This window comes from Actinoplanes sp. NPDC023714, from assembly GCF_040639855.1.
Lineage (GTDB): Bacteria > Actinomycetota > Actinomycetes > Mycobacteriales > Micromonosporaceae > Actinoplanes.
The window spans coordinates 1,396,653-1,418,659 of the sequence record NZ_JBFAAR010000002.1 but is presented as its reverse complement, the minus strand read 5'-3'; the positions used below and the strand labels follow the sequence as shown (position 1 = coordinate 1,418,659).

Sequence of the window (22,007 nt, the reverse complement as noted above, 5' to 3'; positions counted from 1 at the left end):
GTCATGGCGAGGTTGATCCTGACCCACGGCATCGGGAAACCGCGGGAGGCTGCGAAGTTCCGGGACATCTGGGTGGACGCTCTTGCCGACGGCGCCACCCGGGCCGGACACGGTGACTTCGCCACGGCCCTGCGCGACGGCGTCCATGACGTGGAGTTCGTGTCGTACGGATCGTTGTTCACGCGCGATGACCAGTCCCAGGGAGCCGATCTCACACTGCCGCCGGACGAGCAGGAGATCGCCACGGAGTTCTTCCGCGAGATCGTCGCCGCCCGGAGAGAGGAAGCCGCGCCGCGGGAACGGGTCATCCTCGACGACGTGGCGGCCCGGCTCGATCCGCCCGATCAGCCGCAGGGCGTCGGCGCGCCGGTGAACACCCTGATCAACGCGGCCACCACTCTGCTGGCGGTGCCGCCGATGCGCCGCGCGGGTCAGTGGCTCACGGCGAAGGCCATGGTCTGGGACTTCCAGCAGGTCGCCCGCTATCTCGGCCGCGGTGAGCCACGCGACGGGGCGGCGCTGGACGTGCGGATCCGGCAGATGTTGCTGGACACCGTCGACGACCGGCCGGCGGTGGTGGTCGCGCACTCGCTGGGTTCGGTCGTCACCCTGGAAGCCCTGCACGAGACGAGCACGGCGATTCCGCTGCTGGTGACGGTCGGCTCGCCTCTCGGGATGCGCTCGGCGGTATGGCCCCGGGTCCGTCCGCGCCCGCCCCGGACGCCCGAGTGCGTCGGACGGTGGCTGAACTTCTGGGACCGTGACGACATCATCGCGGTCAACCCGATCCTCGAGAGGCGCGTCCGTCCCAGCAGCTCCGGTGTCCTGCCGGTCAGCAACCGGGTCGACTCCGACGGTCTGTGGGTGCACGACGCGATCAAGTACCTCGCCCACGCCGACGTCGCCGGCCCGGTGGCCGAGGCCATGAAGGCCCCATGAACCGGTTGGCGCTCGTCGTCGCGTCGCAGTGCGAGCCCATGGGCCGGCTGGAGAACCTGGACGAGGCGGCCCGGAACCTGCGTGAGGTGCTGCTGGATCCTCGCCTCGGTTTCTGCACCGACGCCGTCGACGATCACCCGCAGCCGTCTCCCGAAGGAGAACTGACACCACGCGATGTCGAAGCAGCTGTCCGTCACGCGATCGAGCGTGCCCGGGATTCGTCGGCGACGCTGATCCTCGCGTTCCTCGGGCACGGCTTCACCGGCGACGACAACGCCCTGTACTTCATGTGCCAGGGCTCGGAACCCGACGTTCTGCGCAAGTCCGTGAACGTCAGCCAACTGCTCAACGAGGCGATCTTCGAGCCCGGGGTGGAGAGCCTGGCCGTCATCGTGGACACCTGCCATGCGGGCGAGGCGCTGCCGATGGCGGCGACCGCCCTGATCGCGCGGGCGAAACACGGTTCCAAGAACGTCGCGGCTCTCGCCGGGGCCGCGCCCAACGAGCCGGCATACCGACTGCGGTTCAGCACGGCTCTGGCCGAGGTGCTGCGGGAAGGCGTCGCGAAGGTCGACGACTCGTGCCCGGTCCATCTGACCGCCGCATCGGTCATCGACGTGGTTCGCCCCCGTACGCCGGGTCAGAGACCGGTCACCGACGAATTCAACGGCTCCTCCTACAGTTCGAAACCGTGGCTGGCGTTCAACGCCTGCCATCCCGGCTTCGACCGGCAGGCGGCACCTCGTGCCCCTGGTGCTCATGCCGTGGCATTGAGTCGCAGTGACGTCCAGGATCTCGTCGAGCGGCTGATGGCGATCCCCGTCATGACCGAGCTGGCGAGTGCGCAATGGATCATCGGGCAGCTGCCCGACCCGATTCCGCGTCTGGTCATCGAGCCCGCGGAGACCGGTCTCGACCTGACCGAGTTGATCCGAACCATGGAGGAGTATCCGGCTGCCGGTGCCTGGAGCCGGCTCATCGAGGAGCTGATGGAAGCGACCGCGGAGGACGAGCACCACGTGGTGGATGCGTTCGTCCTCGCCTGTCGCGGCCTGAACCTCGTCGAGTGAGCAGAACAGCAGAACTGCGTGACTTCTTCATGGTGTGCGGCGCCTCCGCTTGCTGCAATGGCGTGATCAACACGCCTGAAGGAGCACAACCCCTATGACCGGCACGACATACGCCGTCGCGCCCCGGCGACCCGTGATCGTAACGACGGTGGCCGTCGTCCTGACCGCCGTCGTCGCCGTGGCGGCGGCCTGTGCGACCGAGCGGCGGCCGCGGCTGACGCCCGCGGGACGGACGATCGCCGGGGTCCCGGCCGGTGGGCTCGAGGAGAGCGAGGTACGGGCCGCGGTCGAGTCCTCGGTGCGGGCGCGGATCGGGCAGCCGGTCACCGTCCGGATCGGCGGAACCGGCGAGACGTTCCGGCTCGATCCGGCGGCGGCCGGCATCACGCTCGACGCCGAGGCGACCGTGCGAGCCGCGTTCGCGGCGACGGACAGCACGATCCCGGCGGCGGTCCGCATCGACCCGGCGAAGCTCGGCGCGGCTCTCGCGGCCCACGACCGGGCGGCCCGCCCGGCGACGGTGAAGCTCGCCGCGCCGAAGCCGCGGCTCGAAGCGAAGGGCGACGCGTCGTTCACGGCGTCCTCGCGCGGGGTCGACCGGAGCGAGGGGACGGCCGGCTGGACGCTCGACTCGGCGGCCGCCGCGCCGGTGCTGCGGACCGCGATCGGCGGCGGCCGCACCGAGGCGACGATCCCGCGCACGCCGGCGCCGCCCGGCACCGAACCGGCCGGTCTGTCCGGTGTGGATCAGCTGATCGGCACCTTCACGACCCGGCACGCCTGCTGCGAGCCGCGGGTCACCAACATCCATCTGATCGCCGCGATGGTGGACGGCACGGTGATCGCGCCCGGTACCACGTTCTCGCTGAACGCGAAGGTGGGCGAGCGGACCCGGGAGCGGGGCTTCGTCGCGGCGCCGGCGATCGTCGCGGGCGAGCTGGAGGACCAACTCGGGGGCGGCGTCTCGCAGTTCTCGACGACGCTGTTCAACGCCGCCTGGTTCGCCGGCCTGCCGGTGCTGGAGCATCAGCCGCACAGCAAGTACATCTCGCGCTACCCGCCGGGCCGGGAGGCGACCCTCGACTGGGGCCACATCGACCAGGTGATCCGCAACGACACGGAGGCGCCCGTGGTCATCCGGGTGGCGACCACGGGTACGTCGGTGACGGTCGCCCTGTACGGCCACACCGGCGACCGGAAGGTGGTGTCGACGACCGGCCCGCGCCGCCCGGGCCGGAACGGCGGCTTCGGCGTCAGCGTCACCCGCACCGTGCACGACGACGGCCGGGAGACCGGCCGCACGACGCTGCACTGGACCTACACCGGCCTGGACTGAGCCGGTCCCGGCGTGCAGAATCGGTCGCCGCCGATGATTCCGACCACGGGGACCGGGCCATGCCTTTCGATGGGTTCATCTCGTACAGCCACGCCGCCGACGGGCGTCTCGCGCCCGCCGTGCAGCGTGGCCTGCACCGGCTGGCGCGGCCGTGGCACCGGCGCCGGGCACTGTGGATCTTCAGGGACCAGACCGGGCTGGCGGTGACGCCGGGGCTGTGGTCGTCGATCCAGACGGCGCTCGACGGCTCGCAGTATTTCGTGCTGCTGGCCTCCCCGGAGGCGGCCCGCTCGCCGTGGGTGAACAAGGAGATCGAGCACTGGGTCGCGACGAAGTCGCCGCAGCGGATCCTGCCGGTGCTGACCGACGGCGAGTGGCACTGGGACGAGCGGCGCGGCGACTTCACCGAGGACTCCACGGCGGTGCCGGCCGCGCTGCGCGGGGTGTTCGCCGAGGAGCCGCTCTACCTGGACCTGCGGTGGGCCCGCGACGACCTGCACCTGACGCTGCGGCACGCCCGGTTCCGGGACTCGATCGCGCAGCTTGCCGCGCCGATGCACGGCGTCAGCAAGGACGAGCTGGAGAGCGAGGACGTCCGCCAGCACCGGCGCGCCCGCCGGCTGTGGTCGGCGGCCACCGCGGCGGTGCTGGTGCTCGTGCTGGTGGCGTCGATGACCGGGGTCCTGGCGATGCGCGCCGCCGGCCGGGCCAACGCGTCGGCCGTGGAGGCGCTGCGGCAGGAGCGGATCGCCGCGGAGCAGCGGGGCAGCGCCGAGCGGGCCACCCGGGAGTCGCTGCGGCAGCAGGAGAACGCCGCGGCCCAGGAGCAGCGGGCGGAGAGCGCCGCGGCGGAGACCGAGCGGCAGGAACGGCTCGCCGCGGAGCAGCGGGCGCTGGCCGACGAGGCGGCGGCGGACGCGGCCGGCCAGCAGGAGAACGCGGAACGGCAGAAGCAGATCGCCCGCCGCCAGCAGGAGAACGCCCGCCGCGCCAAGGAGGACGCGCGCCGGCAGCAGGAGGACGCCCGCCGCCACGAGGAGGACGCCCGCCGCCAGAGGGAGAACGCCCGGCGGGCCGAGGAGGACGCCCGGCGGTTCGAGGAGGACGCGCGCCGGAAAGAGGAGGACGCGCGGCGGCAGAAGGAGAACGCCGAGCACTACGAGAACGAGGCGGAGAAGCAGAAGGAGAACGCCGGGCGCCAGCAGGAGCTCGCCGACCGGGCCGAGGACCGCGCCCGCGAACAGGAGCGACTCGCGAAGCACCACCAGGAGCTGGCCGAGCGGGCGACCGAGGAGCGCAAGCGCCAGGAGCGGATCGCCCGCGAGCAGCAGCTGCTGGCCGAGGAGGCCGCCGCGGAGGCCCGCCGCGAGCGTGAGGCGGCCGATCTGCAGCGGCGGACCGTGGCCAACCAGCGCCTCGTGGCCCGCGCCCGCGCCATGATCGCGGACGACCCGAAGAAGGCGCTCATGCTCGGCGTGGCCGCGCACCACCTGCACGCCGACGCGGCGACCGCGGACCAGCTCGGCCACCTGGTCATGGCGACGAACTACGCGGGCGCGCTCAGCGGCGTGACCGATGTGGTCGCCGTCGCGAACGGGCTGCTCGCCACCGCCGAGGCGGGCGGGACGGTGTCGCTGTGGAACGTGGCGGATCCGGCGAAACCGGTCCGGCTCACCCGGCTTCCGGCCACCGGCACGAGCGACAAAACGCTCGCGACCAGCGCCGACGGGCGGATCCTCGCGATCTCCGACGGAGGCGCTGAGGCGACACTTCTCAACATCGAAGACCCGGCTTCCATCGTACGAATGAAGCCCCTCCACGATGAAGCAGGGATCCTCGCGGTGTCGTTCAGCCCGGACGGGCGAACCGTCGCCACCTCGAACCGGAACACCGAAACGACCCTGTGGGACCTGACGAGTGGCCTGCTCAGCACCGTGCCGGCGGCGTCCTCGCTGGTGTTCACCCCGGACGGGCAGACCGCGGTGACCGGCGGCGCGGAGACCGTCGTGTGGAACCTGGCCGATCGGTCCCACCCGGTCCGGCTCGCCGCGCTCCCCGGCGCCAAGGCCGGCGGCGCCATCGCGGCCAACCCGAAGTTCGCCGTGGTGGCGGTCGAGGAGGAGTACGGCTGGATGGCCCCCTGGGATCTGCGGAACCCGGCCGTGCCGAAGCGTGGCATCTCGGCCGAGGCGGCGGTCGGCGACGCCACCCCGACCCGGATGGCGTTCAGCGCCGACGGTCTCGTGCTGGCCCTCAGCGACTCGGGCGGCACGACGACGCTGACGAACTTCACGCTCGGCGCGGTGCCGGGACAGGCGGTGCCGCGGGGCCGGTTCACCACGGTGACCGGCCGCGACGGATCGACCAGGGCCGTCGCGCTGACCCGGGACGGCAAGACGCTGATCACCGCGGGCGAACGCCGGTCGGCCACGCTGTGGCGGGCCAAGGGCGCCTTCGCCCGGGACGCGGTCGCCGCCATGATCCGGCCGGCGCCCGCCGACGTGATCGGGGTGGCGTTCGGCCCGGACGGCCGCACCCTGCTCGCCGCGGACGCGCCGGGAACCGCGGTGTCCTGGGATCTGACCGATCCCGCCCATCCGGTCGAGGGCGCCGCGAAGCCGCTGGCGACCGGGTGGATCCAGCTCATGGACGCCACCTCGGACGGCCGCACCCTGGCCGTCGCCGGCCTCGACCACGTGGTGCGGCTGCTGGACACGAGCGGGGAGACCCTCGCGACGATCGACGACGACAAGGCCCTGGTGTACGCGATCCGGTTCAGCCCGGACGGCCACACCCTCGCGGTCGGCCGCGCGGACGGCACGACGACGCTGTTCGACACGACCAACCGGTCCCGCCCGGCCCGCCTCGCCGCCGTCGCCGACCGCGGCATCCTCGACTCTGTCGCGTTCAGCGCGGACGGCCAGGTCATGGCCGTCGCCGCCGGTTACAACGTGTCGCTCTACGGCCTCGCCGACCGGGCCGCGCCGCGACTGCTGGCGCAGCCGTCCCTCGGCGAGACCGTGATGTCGGTGGCGTTCAGCCCGGACGGCCGCACCCTCGCCGCCGGTCTCGGCTTCGGCGGGAAGGTGGCGCTCTGGGACGTCGCCGATCCGGAGCATCCGACCCGGGTCACCGTCGTCCAGTCCACCGACAACACGGCGAGCTGGGTGGGCTTCAGCCCGGACGGCCGCACCCTGGCGACCGGCGGGATCGGCGAGGCACGGCTCTGGGACGTCACCGACCGGACCACCCCGGTCCGCTTCGCCACGCTCGCGCACGCCCAGCTCAGGACCGCCGACCTGGCGTTCAGCCCGGACGGGCGCACCCTCGCGGCCGGCGGCACCCGTTCGGTCACGCTCTGGGACTACACGGTGCCCCGGGAACTGCTGTCCGAGCCCGACGCGTACGCCTGCGCCATGACCGGCCGCGGCCTCACCGCCGAGGAGTGGTCGCAGTACATCCCGGAGCTCGCGTACCGGCGGACCTGCTGACGAAGGAGGCCGGACATCCACGGGGGAAGATGTCCGGCCTCACGATCATCAAACCACACCGCGGCCGATCGTGACCACCCGCGCTGAAACTTGCGACCGCCACCCAGATCTTTCAGTACAGCGTGTCCCTGTAGCGCTCGCCGTAGTACTCCTCGAGGTCGGCGAGCGACTCGTTCTGCCGCTCGACCGCCTTGGCGATCACCGCGCGCGGCGGGACGGCGTCCGGTGCCCAGGTCTGCTCCTCCCAGACCGCGGACCGCAGCAGCGCACGCGCGCAGTGATAGAAGACGTGCTCGATCTCGATCACGATGGCCAGGGCGGGGCGGTGGCCACGCAGGGTCATCCGGTCGAAGAAGGGCGCCTCGCGGACGATGCGCGCCCGTCCGTCGAGCCGCAGGGCGTCGCCGCGCCCGGGGATGAGGAACAGCGCTCCCAGGTAGGGGTTGCCGATGATGTTGAACAGCGTGTCGCCGCGCCGGTTTCCCGGTCGTTCGGGGATCGCGATGGTGGTGTCGTCGAGCACGACGGCGAAGCCCGGCGGGTCACCCTTGGGGGAGATGTCGCATCTGCCGTCGGCATTCGACGAGGCCAGCAGGCACAGCGGGGATGCGGCGAGCCATCGCCGATCGAGTTCGTGCAGGCGAGGGCGGTCCTTCTCGGCGACACGCTGTTGCGGTGTGCCGAGGATGGCGCGCAGTTCGCCGGCGGACGTGACGTCGATGATGCTCGAGACGGACATGCCGCGACCTCCCGTTCGTCGTCTCTCGACAGTAGACGGTCGAACGTGTGTTCGGTCCATGGCGCGTCCTGGTTTAGTCGATCACCTAATCGGGTGGCCCGCAGGTGAAGGCTGCGTGGCTAGTCAACGCCCGGATGTTGCGAGTTCTAAAACTTTCGGAACCATGCGGCTCTGGCGTACGCGCCGTCAGCGGCTAAAGTCGTGCTGGTTGGGCGGGCGTAGATCGCTTTCGATCTCGCCCTGTCGCCCGTGGGCGTCGGCGTGGACGCGATGTTGATCTTTCGATAAACGGGGGCTAGATCTTGACTCACCGTGTCCGGCTGCGCCGTCCGGCATCCACCCATGTAGACCACCTGTACTTGACCGCGGTACGCACCGTCGCCCTCCGGTCGATTCCGCAGAACACAGTGGACGAAGCCGGCTACGTCATTTCGGGCGTGTTCCGCCGCGTCTGGCCGCAGCTTCGCCGGTGCTGCCTGACCGGCCGGTCCCTGGACGAGCCGACGCGCGCCGAGCTCAAGTCGGCCGCCCGCAGGCTCGCCGAGATGGGGCTGCCCCGCTCGGCGATGATCGACCTCACGCGGGCCGTGGTGGCGATGACCGAGCGGCAGGTCGCCTCGGTCGAGCGCAACCTGGACGCGGTGCGGGCCCTCCGGATGTCCAAGTACTCCCTGATGGTGGTCCACGACGTGATCGCCTCGCTGCTGGAGCCGGGGGCGGGGGCCGACGAATCGCGGGTGGCCGGTGACGAGGACGACGTGTCCCGGCTGGAGCGCGAGATCCTCCGCCGGCTCGCCTACGGCCAGTCGTCCTCGGAGATCGCCGACGAGCTGCACTACAGCAAGCAGGCGGTGAGCTACCACCTGAGCCGGCTGCTGAGCAAGTATCGGGTTCCGAATCGCACCGCCCTGGTGGCGACGGCGTACGAGAACGGCCTGTTGCCGATCCGAATCGGATCCGGGCTACAAGCCGGTTGAATAGAAATGACAATTAGTCGGGAGTCCAACGCATTAGTCGCGGTGCTCCGATAGGGGTCGTGCGCGGTTAGCATCCTAGCCGACGACCAAAATCGGAGATGAGGAATTTCATGACCACTACGTGGCCAAAAGTTCCGGATGGAATCGCTGCTGAATACGTTCCCGGCAGTGCGTCGGCCCCTCAATTCGTCATTGTCAAGATCGGCGGCAGTCTCGTTTCCCAGAAGGATCGGGCCGGCCACCTGGACACCGACGAACTCGGTCGTTACGCCGATCAGGTGGCGGACCTGTGGCGTGCGGCGCCCGGCCGGGTCGCGCTCGTCGCCGGTGGCGGCGCCATCGGCCACGGGGCCGTCCGGCATCTGGAGCCCGGCGACCCTTTCGCGTCGCTGGATCTGACGTTCGCCACGTTCACGGTGAAATGGGCGTGGATCGAGGCGCTCCGGTCCCGGGGCGTTCGATGTTTCCCGGTTCAAGTGGGCGCGATCTGCGCGCTTCAGGACGACGTCGTCGTTCCGCAGACGACGGTCATCGACGAGTTGCTGCGCGCCGGCGCCCTGCCGGTGCTCTCCGGTGATTGTGTGTTGACGCCGAGTGGCCGATTGGAGATCTTCGGCAGCGATCGGGTGCCCGGAATATTCCTGGGCGGGCCGCGGGCGGGCCGGCATGTCCGGGTCGCGGTGCTCACCGACGTGCCCGGTGTGCTGGCCGACGGCCCGGGCGGCAGCCGCAGCATCCCGTATCTCGATCCGGACGACCTCGACGCGGTGGCCGGATTCCTGTGGCCGGCGGCTCCGCACGACACCAGTGGGGCGATGGCCGGCAAGGTGAGGGCACTCGGCGCGCTGGCGGGGGCCGGCGCCGAGTGCCTCATCCTGAAGGGCGATCCGGGAGCGGGAGACCTCCGGTTCCTACTGGACCCCGTGGTGCGCTGGGCTCCCGTCAAGCCGTACACCAGGATCGCCCGGTCCCGCTGAGGCCGCCGGCCGGGACGCGGCGCGGATCGCCCCCTGAACCTGCGTCACCACATCGGCCAGGGGCCGGTCCGCGTCGACGACCATCCAGCCGTGGCGCGCGGCCCAGGCGTCGAGAAGAACCTGGATGGCGTGCTGATGACGCAGGAAACGGTCCCGCGAGCACGACTCGTCCATCCCGCATTCGTAGGGCACGACGTCACCCGCCTTGCGCTGCCAGGCGGCCTCCGGCGTGATGCGCAGATAGATGGTCACGTCCGGGACCGGCAGCGCCGACACGACGTTCTCCACCCAGACGCGGTCGAGCCCGTAGACGATCTCGCTGGCGGCGTGCTTCATCCAGTAGCCGTCCAGCATCTCGGTGTGCCGGCCGGCGTCACCGGACGCGGTCTTGCGGCCGAGCAGGGCCATGCCGATGGACCAGACCAGGAACAGGAACCGGGCCGGGTTCGGCATCTCGGCGACGCACAACCGGGTGTCGGGTACGTCGGGGCGCATGAACCGGGTGGCCGGATACAGCGGGTTGTCGACGATGTGCCAGCGATCGATGTGAGCGACGGACTGCCCGTCGCTCTCCAGCGCCTCCGATACGAGGCGCGTGACGGTGGACTTGCCGGCTCCGTCGGTGCCCACTACGGCGAAGAGCATCTGTCCTCCAGGCTGAATGGTGAGGCGCCGCCCCCGGGCCGGGGCGGCGCCTCGTGATCGGGTCAGGCCGGCGACGCCACCGCGGCGGCGTGCCGGACGTCGGCGGAGCTCTGCGCGCTCCGCCAGAAGTCGCCGAGCCAGGTCAGCACGTCCTGCATGACGTGGTGATCCTGGTTGGGGCGCAGAGCGCCGAGCTGGAAGAACATGACGCCCTCGCTGGGCGGGCCGAGGAACGTCAGCCGCGGGTCGGCACGGCCGTCCGCGCCGACCGGGTGGAACCGGGAATCGAGGTCGAGCCCGCCGGGCTCGAAGTCCGGCCCGTCCACCGCCGGGTTGCGCCACTTGCGGACGATGCCGCGGCGCAGCAGGTTCGGATACAGCGGCAGGGTGTCCCGCTCCGGGTCGAACGCGTGGACCCGGGCGTCGACGAGCACGTCCACCGGGATGTCGGCGCCGGTGCGAGGCCCGTGAACACGGAACCGGCCGCTCGCCTCGTCGGCGGCGACCCGGGCCCGGGGCCCGGCCGCGGCGTCGACCAGACCGCATTCGATCACCGCGCGGATCTTCTCCATGACCTCCAGCGCGGCCCCGTTGCACAGCCGGTTGTGGTGACGCAGATAGATGTCGAGGAAGCGGCGGTGCGACGCGGCCGTGAGCCCACCGAAGTCCACCGCGTGCGCCAGCACCGGGCGCAGGTCCCGCCAGACACCGTCGGCGGCCGCCTTGGCGGGGTTGGCGACGTTGCCCTGCGCGGCGAACAGGTGGTCCCGGTCGATGAAGTCCAGCAGCGCGGCCCGGTACTCCTGCGCCGAGCCGGCCTCCGCCGTGCCGAGCGGGTCGATCGTCGCCGGCCAGGAGAACCGGTTGTCGCGCAGCCGTCCGGCGTGCCGCCACGGCGACAGCCGGCCCGACACCACGTCGATCGGCCGGCGCGCGGACCGCAGCCGCTGGATCGCCTCGTGCGCGGCGTCGGCGCCGAAGACGACGCTGAGGTACTGACGCAGTGCGGGTTCCAGCTGCCATCCGTCGGCGGCCGCGCCCAGTTCGGCGGCCGCCCAGCTCAGCTTGGCCGTGCAGACGCCGTCCACCAGGTCCTGCGCCGTGTCGACGACCGCGTCGACGTGCGCGAGCAGCCGTTCCGGGTCCTCCCGCGCGTAGGTGGCGTCGCGGCCGTGCGCGAAGCGCTCGAACGCCGGCCGGACCCGCTGCTCGAGGTGATCGGCGAAGCCGGGTCCGAGCAGGGTGCGGTAGTAGAGGTGCCCCATCTCCAGGAGCACGACCGGGAGCAGGTGCGCTTCGAAGTCGAGCTGGTTGCGCACGCCGGCGCCGGGAACGGAGCAGGGGGTGCCGACGGCGTCCCGCAGCACGTCGACCGTCTCCTCGGTGAGGAACAGCCCGCGGTGCTCGAGCCGTTGCGGATCCCGCTCCTTGGCGTTGTACGGCCGTGCGAAGGTCAGCAGCCCGGCCTCGCTGAAGACCGCGATCGAGCGTGGCTCGCGGCCGGACGGCTCGTAGCGCAGGCGGCCGCCGCCGATGTCGGCGAAGCGGCCCCCGCGTCCCTCGGTGAGATGCAGGATGACGTCGATGCCGGTCAGGCCCATGCCGATGCATCCGACCGTGGTCTCGGTGGTGACGACCTGGTCGGTCAGGTGCCGCTCCAGCGGATAGGCCGCCGACACGAACGTCACCGGGTGGCGGTCGGCGAACTCGGCCAGCGGGCGGGTGCGGGGGAACCGCCGCGGGTCGTTGGCCGAGTGGCCGGTCAGGAACAGGACATGGTCGGCGGCGACAGGATCGCCGGTCGACAGCCGCAACCGGTAGGCGTCGTCGTGCTTCTCGACGTCGGTCACCTCGGCGTGCCGCAGGTTCACGGTGACGCCGGCGCCGCGCAGCAGCTCGACGTACCGGCTGAAGCTCTCCCGCAGCGCCAGCCCGTGGACGTAGCGTTTCGGCCAGCTCTCCGGCGTGACGTCGAAGACCGGGTCACCGGTCTCGGCGAACTTGAGCCGGCACCATTCGTACAGCGTCGGACGCAGTGCCGGGTCCAGCAGCGGTCCGGCGTCGGTGACGGTCGGATCGGCCGCGAACGAGACCTGCCCGACGATGCGGTTCAGGAAGCTCGTCACGGGTTGCTCGGCGCTGTGGACCTGCCCGTCCCCGAACCGGCCGGACAGGTCGAAGACGTCGATCACCAGGGGCGTCCCGGCGGGTCGCGTGGGGGCGGTCGCGGCGAGCCGCTCCATGACATAGGTGGCGCTCGGGCCACCACCGACGATGGCCAGGCGAAGGGGTCGCATGCGCTCTCCTAGTTGGCCGGCTGGCCGTAGTACTGGCGTTCCGAGCGGTCCAGCTCGTCGTAGTCCAGGAGACCGAAGACCTCGGGCAGGGTGGCCAGCCGGTCGAGACCGTTCACCGAGCGGCCGTGCAGGATCTGCCGGCAGGTGTCCCGGATCGCGTGGAAGGCGGCACGCATGCTGTGGTTCGCCCAGATGACCGCGGAGATGCCGGCCTGCTGGAATTCGTCGGTCGTGGTGGCGGCGTAGGTGGTGGGCGCGATCACGAGCGGCGCCCGGCCGGCCCACTCCCGGGCGAACGCGCCGATCTCGTCGAACGTCTTCTTCCGGGAGTGGATGAACACGGCGTCGGCGCCGGCCTTGCGGTAGGCCTCCGCCCGCTCCAGAGCCTCGTCCTGGCCGAGGCCGGCGATCAGCGCCTCGGTGCGCGCGATCACCAGGAAGTCCGGATCGGTCTGGGCGTCCTTGGCGGCCGCGATCTTCGCGCAGAAATCCTCCGCCGGAACGAGATCATGGTCGCTTCCGACAAAGGAGTTCATCTTCGGGAACAGTTTGTCCTCGAAGCACACGCCGGCCGCCCCGACGCGTTCGGCCTTACGGCTGAAACGTCGTGCCGAGTTGAAGTTCCCATGTCCTGAATCGCCGTCGACGACGATGGGGGCGTCGGTGGCCTCCGCCATGTATTCCACGACGTCGAGCATTTGGGTCCAGGACGCCTCATTGCTGTCGCGCACACCCAGTGCAGTCGAGATCGACAGACCCGAAGCCCAGAGCGCCTGGAAGCCCTCACCTGCGGCGATGCGGGCGGACAGGCCGTCGTGCGCCTCCATGAGAAAGGTGAGTTCCGGCTGCATCAGTGAATCACGGAGCCGGGTGGTGGCGCGGGTGGCGAGTGCGGCCGCCGTTGTCACGTCGCTGCTGCCGGACACGTTTCCTCCAACGCGGAAAGGGAAAGGGGGATCCGCGGGATGCGGACGCTGGAAAAGTTATCGAGCGACGCCGTTATCCGGCAAGGTGAATGCGGGCCCGTTCCCGCCGATTAGAAGAGGCACTAGTTGGCGGTGTTGGACGACCGACTAATGTTCCGGCCGCCCGCGTATTCCGGACCGGTCCGCCGGTAAATTCACCGGGCGTGCGGAGCCGGTCGGGGGAAACCGGCGTTACGCCGGAAAACTACACTGACCCGGCGTACCGGACGCCCCACCGCGTCACCATCCATGGAAGGGTATGGACATGATCGTCGTGCCGTCACAGCTGGCCGCCCTGCGCCGGTCGACGGACCGCCTGCTGGCCGGCGTCCGGGAACTCACCGACGAGCGGATACGCCGCCCGTCGTCGCTGGCCGGCTGGACCCGGGCGCACGTCGTCGGTCATCTCGCCGCCCACGCCCGCGGCCTGATCCGGGTCACCGAAGCCGCCGAGCGCGGCGACCTGGTGGATCCGTATCCGGGCGGATCGGAGGGCCGGGCCCGGGAGATCGAAGCGGCCGCCACGCGGCCGGCCTCCGCGCTGTCCGGCGAGCTCGCCGACGCGGTGGGAGCCCTCGACGAGCGCTGGAGCTCACTGGGCGAGGACGTCTGGCAGCGACCGACCCGGTCGTCCGGCGGCGAGCGCCCGCTCGGCGCCGCGGTGCTGTCGCGCTGGACCGAGGTCGAGGTCCACCACGCCGACCTGGGGATCGGCTACGGCCCGGCCGACTGGCCGGACGACTACGTCACCGCCGTGCTGCCCGGCGTCGTCGCCGGTCTTCCGCGACGCGCGGCGGCGCCGCCGGCGCAGACCTGGCTGCTCCGCGGGGCGACCACGCGGCAGAGCTGGCTGGTGGACGCCACCGGCGATCCGAAGGTCGTGCCCGGCGACGCGGCGGCCCAGCACGTCGTGGCGACGCGCGACCACGACCTGCTCGCCTGGCTGCTCGGCCGGACACCCGGCGAGCCCGGCTGGGTCCGTGAATCGGAAGACCCGCAGACCGCGCTGGCGCTGCCGGGCTGGTTCCCGTACCCGTGATCGATGCCCGTTCCCCGGGCACGGACGAGAAACAGAGGAAGGACACATGACCGCACACGCCCAGACCCTCAGCGGTGACGCAAGCCTGGAGCTGCCGGAGTTCGACGCCCCGCCGGCCGACCCGGTGGCGCTGCTGACCGCGTGGCTGGAGTCCGCCGCCGAGCGCCAGGTCCGCGAGCCCAAGGTGGTGAGCCTCTCCTCGGCCGACGCCGACGGCCGTCCGTCCAGCCGGATGATCCTGCTCAAGGGCGTCAGCGACCGTGGCCTGCTGTTCGGATCGCACCGCGGCAGCCGCAAGGGACGCGACTTCGCCGCCACACCGTGGGGCGCCATGACCTTCTACTGGCGGGAGACGCTGCAGCAGATCACCGTCGACGGTCCGATCGAGCAGATCAGCGACGAGGAGTCGGACCAGCTCTTCCACGCCCGGCCGCGGGCCGCGCAGGCCACCACCGCGGCCTCGCAGCAGAGTCGTCCGCTGAACGATCCGCAGGAGCTGCGGGACCGGGCGGAGGAGCTGGCCGCCGGCGACGCTCCCGTGCCGCGTCCCGCCGGGTGGGGCGGCTACCGCCTGATTCCGCACCGCATCGAGTTCTGGCACGGCAGCCCGGACCGGCTGCACCGGCGGCTCGCGTACGAGCTGTCGGACGGCGGCTGGCAGGCTCAGCGCCTGCAGCCCTGACCGCCGTGGGTGGCGCCGGCCCGCGGGCCGGCGCCACCGCTGCGCTCAGACCCGGACGGGCGCGGGGGAGTAGCCCAGTTTCGCCAGCACCCGGTCCAGGGCGCCGAGGAAGGCGTCGATGCGCTCCGCGTCGACCTGGCCCATGTTGGCGACCCGGAACACCTCACCGAGCTGCGCCTGCACGCCGTAGACGGTGAAGCCCTCGGCCTTGAGCCCGTCGTGCAGGTCGGCGTAGGCGACGCCGCCGGGCAGGTGGACGTTGGTGACGCTGTTGCTGAAGTGCTCCGGCTCCAGCAGCAGCCGCAGGCCGCGGGACCGCAGGCCGTCGCGCAGCTGCCGGGCCAGGCCCGCGTAGCGCGCGGACCGGCCGGCGACGGTCTCGTCCAAGGCGCGGTCCACCGCCCGGTCGAAGGCGTACAGCACCTGCACGGCCGGCGTGAACAGCGGCGCGTCACGCTCCTCCTGCGAGATGTAGTGGCCGTACAGGTCCAGGTAGTAGCTGCGCGGCTCGACGGTGGACAGCGCGCGCAACCGCGCCTTCGGCGCGGTCACGAAACTGATCCCGGGCAGCCCCTCCAGGCACTTGTTCGCGGTGCCGACGCACCAGTCGACATGATCGGCGTGCAGATCGAACTCCTCGCAGCCCAGGCTGCTGATCGCGTCCACCACCAGCGACCTGCCGTGCCGGGCGACGACGGCGCCGACCTCGCGGACCGGGTTGAGCATGCCGGTGCTGGTCTCGTGCTGCACCATCGCGACGTGAGTGATCGCCGGATCGGCGGCGAGCGCCCGGTCCACCCGGGTCACGTCGATCGGCTCGTTCCATCCGAACTCGAGCCGGGTGTGCGCGATGCGGTTGACCGCGGCGATCCGATAGAGCCGCTCGCCGTAGTTGCCGTTGTCGAGGATGAGGATCCGGCCGCCGGCCGGCACGATCGAGGACACGGCCGCCTCCAGAGCGGCGGTTCCGGAACCGGTCAGCAGCACGGTGTCGTCGTCCTCGCCACCGCCGGCCAGCACGGTCAGATTGCGCCGGACGCGGCGCATCAGGGCGGCGACCTCGGCCTCGCGGTGACAGATGTCCGGATAGGTCAGCGCCTCCCGGACGTCCGCGTGCACGTTCACCGGTCCGGGGTTGAGCAGCGTGGACGCGGCCGGTGGCACGGTGGGCTCCTGCAGCATGGGATTCCCTTCAGCTCTCGCGTGGGCCGGGCAGGACCGAAGCATGGCACGGGCATCGGGCCTTTCCGCCGAAGGCGGGAAGGCCCTTAGAAGCGCCTCTAATGCTGCCGCCGGCGCCGCTCCTAGACGGTTCTCTAAGGGGCGCCGGACGACCTGGAATCGGTGCGTGACCGTCTCGACAATGCAGAAGGGGCCGACCGGCCGCCGCGGTCACCGGCCGAGCAGAGGAGAGACGTTGCGTACGACCCCCGACAGGGTCTCCACCACTCGCGTGGTGCTACTCGACCCGATCGACGACGAGGCTCTGGCCGTCCTGCGCAGCCGGTACGACGTGGAGGTGCGGATCGGCCTGGCGCAGGCGGAGGTGGCGGCCGCGATCCGCGACGCCGACGCGGTGATCCTGCGCAGCGGGGTCGGCCTGCCCGGCCCGGCGCTGGCCGGGGCCCGGCGTCTGAAGGTCATCGCCCGCGCCGGCTCCGGCACCGACAACATCGATCTGGCGGCGGCCCGCGCGGCCGGAGTGCAGGTGTTCAACGTCCCGGGCGGCTCGGCGAACGCCGTGGCGGAACTGGTCCTCGGCCTGCTGCTGGCGCTCGCCCGCAACATCACCCGGGCCGATCGCTTCCTGCGCGAAGGACAGTGGCGCAAGTCCGAGCTCGGCGGCTGGGAACTGCGCGGACGCACGATGGGCATCGTCGGGCTCGGCGCCATCGGCTCCCGGGTCGCCGAGCTCGCCCAGGGCCTCTCGATGCGCACCATCGCCACCGCCGTACGCATGGACCCGCAACGGCGCAGCCGGGAGGCGGACCGCGGGGTCACGCTGATGCCGCTGCCGGACCTGCTGACCCGGGCGGACGTGGTGTGCCTGGCCCTGCCGCTGGACGAGCGGAGCCGAGGTCTGATCGCCGCACCGCAGCTGGCCCTGATGAAGCGCACCGCGGTGCTGGTGAACGTGTCGCGCGGCGGCGTGGTCGACGAGGACGATCTCGTGTCGGCCCTGTCCGACGGCACCATCGCCGGCGCCGCCCTGGACGTGTTCAAGGCCGAGGGCGGCGCGACGAAACTCGCCGCCCTCGACAACGTGGTGCTCACCCCGCACCTGGGCGGGATGTCGCTGGACGCCCAGCGGGCCATCGGGCGTCTGGTCGTCGACAACCTGCGCATCGCGCTCGGCGGCGGCGACGCCGCGAACCGGGTCTGCTGATGAGCGCCACCATGTCGGCGGCGGTGCTGACCCGCGCCGGACGGATCGAGCTGCGCGAGGTCGAGATCCCCGTGCCGGGGCCGGGCGAACTCCTCGTGCGGGTCGCCGCGTCCGGGATCTGCGGTTCCGACCTGGCCACCTACCGCGGCACCCACCCGTACAAGAAGGCGCCGATCACCCTGGGCCACGAGCTGGCCGGCACGGTCGTCGCCACCGGTCCGGGTGTCACCGGCCTCGCCGCCGGCGACAGCGTCTGCGCGGCGGCGTTCTCGCCGTGCGACAGCTGCGCGGCATGCCGGCGGGCCGAACCGCATCTGTGCTCGGACCGCAGCAATCTCTCGCACGACGGCTGGCAGGGATCGTTCGCCGACTACGTCATCCTGCGGCAGAACATGACGTTCCGGCTCCCGCCGGGGCTGGCGGCGGAGAAGGGCGCCCTGGCCGAGCCCCTGTCGATCGGGTTGCACGCGGTCCGGCTGGCCGGCACCCCCGCGCACCCGGGCGTGGCCGTCCTCGGTTCCGGGTCGATCGGGATGTCCTGCCTGATCGCCGCGCGCGCCGCCGGTCTCGGGCCGGTCGTGTGCGTGGACCGCGGCGAGCCGAAGGGCCGGATCGCCACTCGCCTCGGCGCGGCCGGGTACGTCGACGCCGGCCGCGAGGATCCGGTGTCGGCGATCGCCGGCCGGCTCGGTCACGCGCCGTTCGTGACGTTCGTGGCCTCCGGGCATCCGGGCGTCCTCCGCGACGCCTGCGCCGTGACCCGGCCCGGCGGCACGGTGGTGGTCGTCAGCTACTTCGAACGGCCCCAGGAGATCGATCTCAACCCGTTCGTCTCCCGGGAGCTGACCGTCCGCTTCTCGGCGCTGTCCACCCCGCGTGACTTCGCCGACGTGATCGGCTGGCTGGCCGACGGCACTGTCGACCCGGCGCCCCTGATCACCCACCGGTTCACCTTGGCCGAGGCCGACGCGGCGATGCGGGCCCTCGACGGCAACGGTGGCCAGGTCGGCAAGGTGATGCTTCGTACGACGACAGGAGAACAGCGATGACCGGCGCACGACTGACCGCGGCCGTCCTCGGCGCGAGCGGATACACCGGGGGAGAGCTGTGCCGCCTGCTGCTCGGCCATCCCGACGTGGCCACGGTGATCCCCGGCGCCCGCACCGGCGACCCGTTCGGCGAGGTCCACCCGAACCTGGCGGCGTCCGGACTGCGGTTCCACACCCTCGAGCAGGTCAGGGAGCGCGCCGCCGAGATCGACGTGGTGTTCTTCTGCACGCCGTCCGGTGAGGCGATGAACGGCGCCCGCCACTTCCTCGACCACGGCGCCCGGGTGATCGACGTGAGCGCCGACTTCCGCTTCGGCGACCTGGCTCTCTACGAGAGCACGTACGGCCGCCCGCACGCCGCTCCCGATCTGGCGGCGGAGGCCGTGTACGGGGTGACCGAGCTGAACCGGGAGAAGATCCGCGGCGCCCGGCTGGTGGCGAATCCGGGCTGCTACGCGATCACCGCGATCCTGGCGAGCGCCCCGCTGCTGCAGGCCGATCTCGTCGACGCGGACCGGCCGATCGCCGTGCACGCCCTCAACGGCACGAGCGGGGCCGGCAGCAAGCCGCGGCGCGAGATCATGCACGCCGAGATGGCGACCTCGCCGCTGGCCTACAGCCTCCAGGGCCACCGGCACGGCCCGGAGCTGGAGCACCACTTCGGCGCGCTGGCCGGCAACCCGGTCGAGGTCGACATCAACACCACCCACGGAACCTTCGCCCGCGGCATCCACCTGCAGGTCAACCTGCGGACGCGGACGCCTCTCGACCGGGACCGGCTGCTCGACCGCTACCTGGAGTTCTACGGCGCCGGGCACGACAAGGAGCACTTCGTACACATCGTCACGACACCGCGAAGGGGGAAGCTCAACGACAAGGAGTACGGGCTGTATCCCAGCCTCGCCGCGGTGATCGGCTCCAACTTCTGCCACATCGGCCTGGACCACGACCCGGCACGCGGCATCACGAAGGTGATCGCCGTGACCGACAACCTGGTCAAGGGCGCGGCGGGGTCCGCCATCCAGAACATGAACGTCATGGCCGGGCTGGCCGAGACCGCCGGAATCAGCGCGTATGCGCTCTGACACCGTCGCCCCGGCCGGGGTGCCGCTGCTGCGCGACCGTCCGATCCGCCACGGCGAACGCTGGATCTACTGCGCCGGGTTCAACGTCGACGAGAGCCTGACCAGCACCGGCCGGATCGACGTCGAGCTGGCGGATCTGGCACGGCTGCTGTCGGCGGGCGCCCGGGTGGCGATCCTGTCGCATCAGGGCCGGCATCGGGACGGGTCGGCGCGACATCTCGACCACGTCGCCGGCTACCTCGCCGATCGGCTCGGCCGCCCGGTCGGGTACCTGCCGGACAACGACACACCGGACGCCGCGGCCATCGCCGGCGCCATGCCGGAGGGCACCGCCGTCGTCTTCGGCAACACCCGGTGGCATGCCGGGGAGGAAGCCGGCGATCCCGCGCTGGCCCGCCGGTTCGCGGCGCTCGGTGACCTGGTGGCGGTGGGCGGATTCAGCAAGGCCCACCGCTCGCACGCCTCCAGCACCGGCATCCTGCGGTACCGGCCCGGCTGGCTGACCGACGGCGTGCTCGGCGAACTGGCACGGCTGGAACCGTGGGCGAACCCGGCCGGGCGCCGGTCCATCGCCGTACTCGGCGGGCTCAAGCCGGAGAAGACGCTGGTGGGTCTCGCCGCGCTCAGCCGCCGCTACGACGTGGTCGTCCCGGGCGGGGTGGTGCTCACCACGATCCTGCGGGCCCGTGGCGTGGACGTGGCCGACTCGGACCTGGGCGAGCAGCCGCAGCGGTGCCTGCGGGCCGCGCACCGGGCGCTCAGCGACGGCACGGCCACGGTGGTGCTGCCGGAACGGGTCATCGTGGCCCGCCGCGGGCGGACCGGATACGGCCCCGGCATCGCGGTGCCGGTCGAGCACGGCGTGCCGGCCGGACACGCGATCGTCGACTTCGAGGTGCCGCCGCGTTGGCGTGACATCCTCGCCGGGCACGCCGCCGCCGGCGCCCGCTGCGTGGTCGCCGGGACACCGTCGCGGTACCTCGACGGGCACCGCACCGCGAGCGAGGCCGTCCTCGACGTCGTCGGCCGCCCCGGGGCGGAGACCCTGCTGATGGGCGGCGACACGGTCCGGGAACTGCCGTGGGACGGACCCACCTCGACCGGCGGCGGATCGGCACTGCACTACCTGGCCCACGGCAGCACCCCCGTCATCGACGAGCTGCGTGCCACCACGACGCACGAGGACAACACATGATCATCAACTTGGATCTGCCGACCAGCGTGGTCTTCGGGCGCGGCCGGCTCGGCGAACTCGGGCGGCGGACCCAGCCGTTCGGCACGTCGGCGCTGCTGGTGTGCGGACGCGGAGCGGTACGCCGGCACGGCATCCTCGACGGCGCGCTCAAGAGCCTGGCCGACGCCGGCATCACCGCCACCGTCTTCGACGCGGTGCTGCCCGAGCCCACCGCCACCGAGGCGGACCTCGCGGTCGAGGCGGCGCTGCGGGCCGGCTGCGACGTGATCATCGGAATCGGTGGGGGCAGCGCCATCGACACCGCGAAGGCGGTCGCCGCCGGGATGCGGCTCGGCCCGGTCGGCCCGCTCGTGGGCCGGACGCTGGACCGGATTCCCGGCCCGGTGCCGGTGGTGGCCGTGCCCACCACGGCCGGCAGTGGCGCCGAGATGACCCGGGGGGCGATCCTCACCGACCCGCGCCGGGGCCTCAAGTCCGGCATCCGCGGTGACGACCTCTTCCCCCGCCTCGCGCTGGTCGACCCGCTGCTCGCCCGATCGGTGCCCGCCGCGGTCGCCGCGGACACCGCCTTCGACGCCCTGGCGCACGCCGTCGAGGGGTACGTGGCACGCCGGTCCGACGACTTCACCCGCTGGTGCGCCGGCCGTGCGCTGGAGCTGCTGGCACGTCGCCGGGACGCGATCCTGCGCACGCCGGACGATCCGGCGACCCGCGACGACCTGGCCTTCGCCGCGCTTCTCGGTGGCATCGTCGTCGCCAACGCCAGCACCTGCCTGCCGCACCGGCTGCAGCAGGCGATGGGCGGGCTCGGCGTGCCGATCTCCCACGGACGGGGCCTCGCCGCGCTGTACCCGGTATGGCTGCGGCACGCCCGGCCGCACGCGGGCGAGCGGTTCGCCGAGATCGCGGCGCGGCTCGGCGGTGGCGACGTGCACGACCTCGTGGACCGGTTCCGTGGCGCCGTCGGGGTGACGGGAGGCCTCCGCGCGTCGGGCATCGGGGACGGGCACGTCGACGCGATCCTGGCCGCCGTGTCCGGCAACCTTGACAACGATCCGATCCCGGAGATCGACGAAGGGCGCCTGCGCGCCATCGTGCGGGAGGCGTTGTGAGCGGCGAGCCCGCGGAGAGCGCC

The 22,007-nt window shown here is 71.9% G+C and carries 18 protein-coding genes; 13 read left to right on the top strand and 5 right to left on the bottom strand.

Annotated features, from left to right (window positions below; translation table 11 throughout):
• The first annotated feature begins 3 nt into the window (after positions 1–3).
• From AB0G10_RS14780 to AB0G10_RS14765, 4 genes are all read left to right on the top strand, one after another.
• The gene (locus AB0G10_RS14780; RefSeq protein WP_360920360.1) at positions 4–939 is read left to right on the top strand and encodes a hypothetical protein; all 936 of its coding nucleotides are present in this window, start codon (positions 4–6) and stop codon (positions 937–939) included.
• A gap of 5 nt (positions 940–944) precedes the next feature.
• Positions 945–2,009: a caspase family protein gene (locus tag AB0G10_RS14775; protein ID WP_360920357.1), complete on the top strand. Its 1,065-nt coding sequence runs from the start codon at positions 945–947 to the stop codon at positions 2,007–2,009.
• A gap of 94 nt (positions 2,010–2,103) precedes the next feature.
• Positions 2,104–3,345: a VanW family protein gene (locus AB0G10_RS14770; RefSeq protein ID WP_360920354.1), complete on the top strand. Its 1,242-nt coding sequence runs from the start codon at positions 2,104–2,106 to the stop codon at positions 3,343–3,345.
• 59 nt (positions 3,346–3,404) lie between these two features.
• Positions 3,405–6,836, top strand: coding sequence for a TIR domain-containing protein (locus AB0G10_RS14765; RefSeq protein ID WP_360920351.1), 3,432 nt, complete (start codon positions 3,405–3,407; stop codon positions 6,834–6,836).
• A 112-nt stretch (positions 6,837–6,948) separates the two neighbouring features.
• Here AB0G10_RS14765 and AB0G10_RS14760 read toward each other — a convergent pair whose 3' ends face one another.
• The gene (locus AB0G10_RS14760) at positions 6,949–7,575 is read right to left on the bottom strand and encodes an MSMEG_1061 family FMN-dependent PPOX-type flavoprotein (RefSeq protein ID WP_360920348.1); all 627 of its coding nucleotides are present in this window, start codon (positions 7,573–7,575) and stop codon (positions 6,949–6,951) included.
• Between the two features lie 359 nt (positions 7,576–7,934).
• Between AB0G10_RS14760 and AB0G10_RS14755 the strand changes: the two genes are divergently transcribed.
• Together AB0G10_RS14755 and AB0G10_RS14750 are read left to right on the top strand one after the other, a co-directional pair.
• The gene (locus AB0G10_RS14755) at positions 7,935–8,552 is read left to right on the top strand and encodes a LuxR C-terminal-related transcriptional regulator (protein WP_360920345.1); all 618 of its coding nucleotides are present in this window, start codon (positions 7,935–7,937) and stop codon (positions 8,550–8,552) included.
• Between the two features lie 98 nt (positions 8,553–8,650).
• The gene (locus AB0G10_RS14750) at positions 8,651–9,529 is read left to right on the top strand and encodes a hypothetical protein (protein ID WP_360920342.1); all 879 of its coding nucleotides are present in this window, start codon (positions 8,651–8,653) and stop codon (positions 9,527–9,529) included.
• Here the strand turns inward: AB0G10_RS14750 and AB0G10_RS14745 are convergent.
• The 3 genes from AB0G10_RS14745 to aepX all read right to left on the bottom strand — a co-directional run bounded on the left by AB0G10_RS14745 (position 9,464) and on the right by aepX (position 13,397).
• Positions 9,464–10,174, bottom strand: coding sequence for a hypothetical protein (locus AB0G10_RS14745; RefSeq protein WP_360920339.1), 711 nt, complete (start codon positions 10,172–10,174; stop codon positions 9,464–9,466). The genes AB0G10_RS14750 and AB0G10_RS14745 overlap by 66 nt on opposite strands.
• A gap of 62 nt (positions 10,175–10,236) precedes the next feature.
• Positions 10,237–12,471, bottom strand: a complete 2,235-nt coding sequence (locus tag AB0G10_RS14740; protein WP_360920336.1) for an FAD/NAD(P)-binding protein — start codon at positions 12,469–12,471, stop codon at positions 10,237–10,239.
• Between the two features lie 8 nt (positions 12,472–12,479).
• The gene (aepX, locus tag AB0G10_RS14735) at positions 12,480–13,397 is read right to left on the bottom strand and encodes a phosphoenolpyruvate mutase (protein ID WP_360920333.1); all 918 of its coding nucleotides are present in this window, start codon (positions 13,395–13,397) and stop codon (positions 12,480–12,482) included.
• A 304-nt stretch (positions 13,398–13,701) separates the two neighbouring features.
• Here aepX and AB0G10_RS14730 point away from each other — a divergent pair, with 304 nt between their 5' ends.
• Together AB0G10_RS14730 and phzG are read left to right on the top strand one after the other, a co-directional pair.
• Positions 13,702–14,475, top strand: coding sequence for a maleylpyruvate isomerase family mycothiol-dependent enzyme (locus tag AB0G10_RS14730; protein WP_360920331.1), 774 nt, complete (start codon positions 13,702–13,704; stop codon positions 14,473–14,475).
• A gap of 46 nt (positions 14,476–14,521) precedes the next feature.
• On the top strand, positions 14,522–15,157 hold the full coding sequence (gene phzG / locus AB0G10_RS14725; RefSeq protein ID WP_360920328.1) for a phenazine biosynthesis FMN-dependent oxidase PhzG: 636 nt from the start codon (positions 14,522–14,524) through the stop codon (positions 15,155–15,157).
• Between the two features lie 45 nt (positions 15,158–15,202).
• Here phzG and AB0G10_RS14720 read toward each other — a convergent pair whose 3' ends face one another.
• Complete coding sequence (locus tag AB0G10_RS14720) at positions 15,203–16,339, bottom strand: aminotransferase class V-fold PLP-dependent enzyme (RefSeq protein WP_360920325.1); 1,137 nt, start codon at positions 16,337–16,339, stop codon at positions 15,203–15,205.
• A 235-nt stretch (positions 16,340–16,574) separates the two neighbouring features.
• On the opposite strand from AB0G10_RS14720, the gene AB0G10_RS14715 reads away from it, so the two are divergent.
• From AB0G10_RS14715 to AB0G10_RS14695, 5 genes are read left to right on the top strand one after another with little or no spacing between them, the layout of a single operon-like run.
• Positions 16,575–17,543 (top strand): NAD(P)-dependent oxidoreductase, encoded by a 969-nt coding sequence (locus AB0G10_RS14715; protein WP_360920322.1) that lies wholly within the window; start codon positions 16,575–16,577, stop codon positions 17,541–17,543.
• On the top strand, positions 17,543–18,592 hold the full coding sequence (locus AB0G10_RS14710; RefSeq protein WP_360920319.1) for an alcohol dehydrogenase catalytic domain-containing protein: 1,050 nt from the start codon (positions 17,543–17,545) through the stop codon (positions 18,590–18,592). Before AB0G10_RS14715 ends, AB0G10_RS14710 begins: the two co-directional genes overlap by 1 nt.
• Positions 18,589–19,677, top strand: a complete 1,089-nt coding sequence (argC, locus tag AB0G10_RS14705; RefSeq protein WP_360920316.1) for an N-acetyl-gamma-glutamyl-phosphate reductase — start codon at positions 18,589–18,591, stop codon at positions 19,675–19,677. The genes AB0G10_RS14710 and argC overlap by 4 nt, the downstream gene beginning before the upstream one ends.
• Positions 19,667–20,872, top strand: coding sequence for a phosphoglycerate kinase (gene pgk / locus AB0G10_RS14700; protein WP_360920313.1), 1,206 nt, complete (start codon positions 19,667–19,669; stop codon positions 20,870–20,872). The genes argC and pgk overlap by 11 nt, the downstream gene beginning before the upstream one ends.
• Positions 20,869–21,984, top strand: coding sequence for an iron-containing alcohol dehydrogenase (locus tag AB0G10_RS14695; RefSeq protein WP_360920310.1), 1,116 nt, complete (start codon positions 20,869–20,871; stop codon positions 21,982–21,984). Before pgk ends, AB0G10_RS14695 begins: the two co-directional genes overlap by 4 nt.
• The last annotated feature ends 23 nt before the right edge of the window (positions 21,985–22,007 follow it).

Excerpts from the sequence above, each read along its gene's own strand:
- AB0G10_RS14780 (WP_360920360.1), top strand. The coding sequence starts at position 4 with ATGGCGAGGTTGATCCTGACCCACGGCATCGGGAAACCGCGGGAGGCT.
- AB0G10_RS14770 (WP_360920354.1), top strand. The coding sequence starts at position 2,104 with ATGACCGGCACGACATACGCCGTCGCGCCCCGGCGACCCGTGATCGTA.
- AB0G10_RS14765 (WP_360920351.1), top strand. The coding sequence starts at position 3,405 with ATGCCTTTCGATGGGTTCATCTCGTACAGCCACGCCGCCGACGGGCGT.
- AB0G10_RS14760 (WP_360920348.1), bottom strand. The coding sequence starts at position 7,575 with ATGTCCGTCTCGAGCATCATCGACGTCACGTCCGCCGGCGAACTGCGC.
- AB0G10_RS14750 (WP_360920342.1), top strand. The coding sequence starts at position 8,651 with ATGAGGAATTTCATGACCACTACGTGGCCAAAAGTTCCGGATGGAATC.
- AB0G10_RS14745 (WP_360920339.1), bottom strand. The coding sequence starts at position 10,174 with ATGCTCTTCGCCGTAGTGGGCACCGACGGAGCCGGCAAGTCCACCGTC.
- AB0G10_RS14740 (WP_360920336.1), bottom strand. The coding sequence starts at position 12,471 with ATGCGACCCCTTCGCCTGGCCATCGTCGGTGGTGGCCCGAGCGCCACC.
- AB0G10_RS14730 (WP_360920331.1), top strand. The coding sequence starts at position 13,702 with ATGATCGTCGTGCCGTCACAGCTGGCCGCCCTGCGCCGGTCGACGGAC.
- phzG (WP_360920328.1), top strand. The coding sequence starts at position 14,522 with ATGACCGCACACGCCCAGACCCTCAGCGGTGACGCAAGCCTGGAGCTG.
- AB0G10_RS14720 (WP_360920325.1), bottom strand. The coding sequence starts at position 16,339 with ATGCTGCAGGAGCCCACCGTGCCACCGGCCGCGTCCACGCTGCTCAAC.
- AB0G10_RS14710 (WP_360920319.1), top strand. The coding sequence starts at position 17,543 with ATGAGCGCCACCATGTCGGCGGCGGTGCTGACCCGCGCCGGACGGATC.
- argC (WP_360920316.1), top strand. The coding sequence starts at position 18,589 with ATGACCGGCGCACGACTGACCGCGGCCGTCCTCGGCGCGAGCGGATAC.
- pgk (WP_360920313.1), top strand. The coding sequence starts at position 19,667 with ATGCGCTCTGACACCGTCGCCCCGGCCGGGGTGCCGCTGCTGCGCGAC.
- AB0G10_RS14695 (WP_360920310.1), top strand. The coding sequence starts at position 20,869 with ATGATCATCAACTTGGATCTGCCGACCAGCGTGGTCTTCGGGCGCGGC.